This window comes from Bradyrhizobium sp. TM233 (assembly GCF_036247965.1).
Lineage (GTDB): Bacteria > Pseudomonadota > Alphaproteobacteria > Rhizobiales > Xanthobacteraceae > Bradyrhizobium > Bradyrhizobium ottawaense.
The window spans coordinates 403-3,275 of the sequence record NZ_BTIG01000032.1; the positions used below are offsets into that span (position 1 = coordinate 403).

The following is a 2,873-nucleotide window of genomic DNA, read 5'->3' on the forward strand; positions in this document are numbered from 1 at the left end:
CGTCCTCGATCTTGCCGGGGGTGTGGCTGAAGATGTCCCAGATCGACTTGCCGCGACCGTCCTCGTTGACCGCGCCCTCGATCTGGTAGGACGAGGTCGCCGTTCCCCACAGAAAATCCTTCGGGAATGGTGCCGGCAGGTGGCGGTCGGTCGATGCGGACTTTTCATTCTCCGCGGCCCCAGCACCTGCGGCTACGCCCAGCGCGGCGAGGCCCGTGAGCTTGGCAAAACGGCGCCGCGAGACATCGGCTGACATCGCTATCTCCGTGCCAGCTCCAGATCGATCTGATAGACCGAGATCCGGTCGATCTCGAATGCGACGCTCGGCGGCGATTCCGCGTCGACGGGACCGACGCCGAGAAAGAATTTCGACCCGATCGCCAGATTGACGATCATGTACATGGGATCGTCGAAGCCGATCGGCACCTTGATGTCGGAGACCGGCCTGCGGTCGATGAAATAGACCAGCCGATCCTCCTGCCACAGCACACCGTAATTGTGGAACACGCTTGAGGCATCGCCGACCGCGAAGTCGAAGCCGCAGGACTGGATCTTCTGGGTCGAGGGGATCCGCCAATGCGTCGTCATCACGAGATCGCCTGGCTTTTCGCCGCGGCCTTCCAGCACGTCGACCTCCGGGGGCCAGCCGCCATCGTCCGCCAGCATCCAGAACGCCGGCCACACCGCATGGCCGACCGGCACCTTGGCGCGAATTTCGAAATAGCCGTGCTTCTGGGCGAACGTGCCCTGGGTCGTCAGGATGCCCGAGATGTACTCGTTGTTGAACAGCAGCGGCTTCAAGTCCGGCGGCGTGCGGCTGGCGATGATCGACAGCACGCCGTCCTTCACCCTGAATGGATCGAGCCCGAGCGGCGCGGCCGCGCGGCCGGCGTAGCGCGGATCGACGTAGATCTGCTGCTCGCCATTGGCGCTGGTCTTGCGCTTGAAGTCGGAGCCGTCGCCGCCCCAATAGCGCGCCTCCGGCCAGGCCGCGCCGCCCGCATAATGCGGGACCCAGCGTCCGTTCGACAGCGGATGCTCGTCAAAATCCTCGCTGAAGGTCCGGCGCAGCGGCAGGAACACCAGCGAAGCTGGATTGACCGTGTCGAGCCGGCGACACACGATGGTGGAAGGATCGGTCGTCACCTGCAGCGACATGCTCGCCGGCGCGCGATCGAGCTCATCCTGCGCAATACAAGGCGCAGGCAGCACGCCGAGGCCGATCGCAACCAGAGTGCCCCTCGTCCAACGGCCGATCATCACCGCACTCGAAGCTACCTCGACATGCGCAGAGGTTAGCTCATCCGTCTTGGCGCGGGCAACCGCGGCATCCAACGCCGGCGGGCGATTTGAAAAGCATTTCTCCCGCCTCCCCACCGCCTCGAGGTTGGCGACTCCATCCCCGCTGCAACTTAGCAGGCAAGCGCGGCCCGCTTCACCTCGGCTGGCGCATGCGGGCCACCGGGCGCTGGGAACCCGAAGCGCCCACGCCCGTTCACAGTCAACGCCATGCGCTCGCATGCACGTTCCATCGAGCGCGTTTGTCCGCTGCAGGATGAAACGAAGGGAAGACCCATGCCCGCAACCGAGAGTGATCACGTCTACAAGATCCTGGATCTCGTCGGATCGTCCGAAACCTCGATCGAGGACGCGATCAAGAACGCGGTCAGCCGCGCGTCCAAGACCATTCGCGAGATGAAATGGTTCGAGGTGGTGCAGACGCGCGGCCACATCGAGAACGGCGCCGTGCGCCACTATCAGGTGACGCTGCGCGTCGGCTTCACCCTGGAGGGATGAGGCGGCAGGCGGCAGAACGGAACTGTCGCACTGCGGTAACGTGTCTCAGCCGACCGGCCCTGACGATGTCTGCAATCCCACCGGTTGATTACGGACCCCGCACAATCATTGCAGATTTTGCAAGAGGCCGTTAAGACGAAAGTGAGAGGTTTGCTCCGATTTGGAGCAAGCCTGATGGTCACGAGCCGCGAACTCGGCAAGACGCGCCTTCCGCTCTGGGCGGCGGGCTTCGTTGGGCTGATTTGCGTGACAATCCTGGGTCTCAGCGCCTGGCGCGAATGGGAAGCTCGCAATGTCGATCTCAGGAACGCCGAGATCGACGTCGCCAACCTCGCACATTCGCTGATCCAGCACGCGGACGATACGTTCGAGCTGGTCGATACGCTCCTGGTCGGACTGGTCCACCGGCTCGAACTCGACGGGACCGGCCCCGATACGATCACGAAGCTCCAGGCCTATCTGCCGACGCGCAAATCATCGGACCGCATCCGGGGCATCTTCGTCTATGACGCGACGGGCCGATGGCTTGCCACGACCGAGCGTCTCGACTTTTCCAAGCTCAACAACAGCGACCGGGAATATTTCCAGCGCCATCGCAACTCCCCGGAGACGGGCACGCTGATCGGACCGCCCATCAAGAGCCGCTCCGGGGGCCAGTGGATCATTACGGCATCCCGACGGATCAACGATCCCGACGGCGGCTTCGCCGGCGTTGCCCTGCTCACGATCGACGTCAGCTATTTCGTCAAATTCTACGAGCGATTCGACATCGGGCCGAACGGCTCGGCGTCACTGCTCAACAATGGCGGCATCATGCTGGCACGCAGCCGAGACGAGAGCGGCGCCTTCGTCGGACGCGACCTGTCAAATGCGCCCTTGTTCAAAGGCTGGGACAGCCGCCCCGCCGAAGCGGTCTATTACTTCAAGTCGCCGCTCGATGGCGTGCAGCGCCTGAGCTACTACCAGCGCAGCAGCCGCTATCCCCTGATGGTGCTGGCGAGTAAGTCCCGGGACGATGTGCTGGCTCCCTGGCGACGCGCCGCCGCCGCGCGCATAACCTTCGTCGTCGGCCTCGT

General features: G+C 63.8%; 4 protein-coding genes. 2 read left to right on the top strand and 2 right to left on the bottom strand.

Features of this window, described 5'->3' with window-relative positions; genetic code table 11:
* Together AABA86_RS32490 and AABA86_RS32495 are read right to left on the bottom strand one after the other, a co-directional pair.
* Positions 1–256: family 1 glycosylhydrolase (locus AABA86_RS32490; protein ID WP_445083500.1), on the bottom strand; the 256-nt coding region annotated here is incomplete at its 3' end.
* A gap of 2 nt (positions 257–258) precedes the next feature.
* Positions 259–1,260 carry a glycoside hydrolase family 16 protein gene (locus AABA86_RS32495; protein WP_338309670.1) on the bottom strand — a complete coding sequence of 334 codons (1,002 nt, stop codon included), beginning with the start codon at positions 1,258–1,260 and terminating at the stop codon, positions 259–261.
* 315 nt (positions 1,261–1,575) lie between these two features.
* On the opposite strand from AABA86_RS32495, the gene AABA86_RS32500 reads away from it, so the two are divergent.
* Positions 1,576–1,797: a dodecin gene (locus AABA86_RS32500; protein ID WP_212247240.1), complete on the top strand. Its 222-nt coding sequence runs from the start codon at positions 1,576–1,578 to the stop codon at positions 1,795–1,797.
* Between the two features lie 174 nt (positions 1,798–1,971).
* On the top strand, positions 1,972–2,873 hold a 902-nt coding region (locus AABA86_RS32505; protein WP_338309671.1), incomplete at its 3' end, for a cache domain-containing protein.

What these genes read in the sequence shown, in the direction of transcription:
- AABA86_RS32495 (WP_338309670.1), bottom strand. Translation starts at nt 1,260, where the DNA reads ATGATCGGCCGTTGGACGAGGGGCACTCTGGTTGCGATCGGCCTCGGC.
- AABA86_RS32500 (WP_212247240.1), top strand. Translation starts at nt 1,576, where the DNA reads ATGCCCGCAACCGAGAGTGATCACGTCTACAAGATCCTGGATCTCGTC.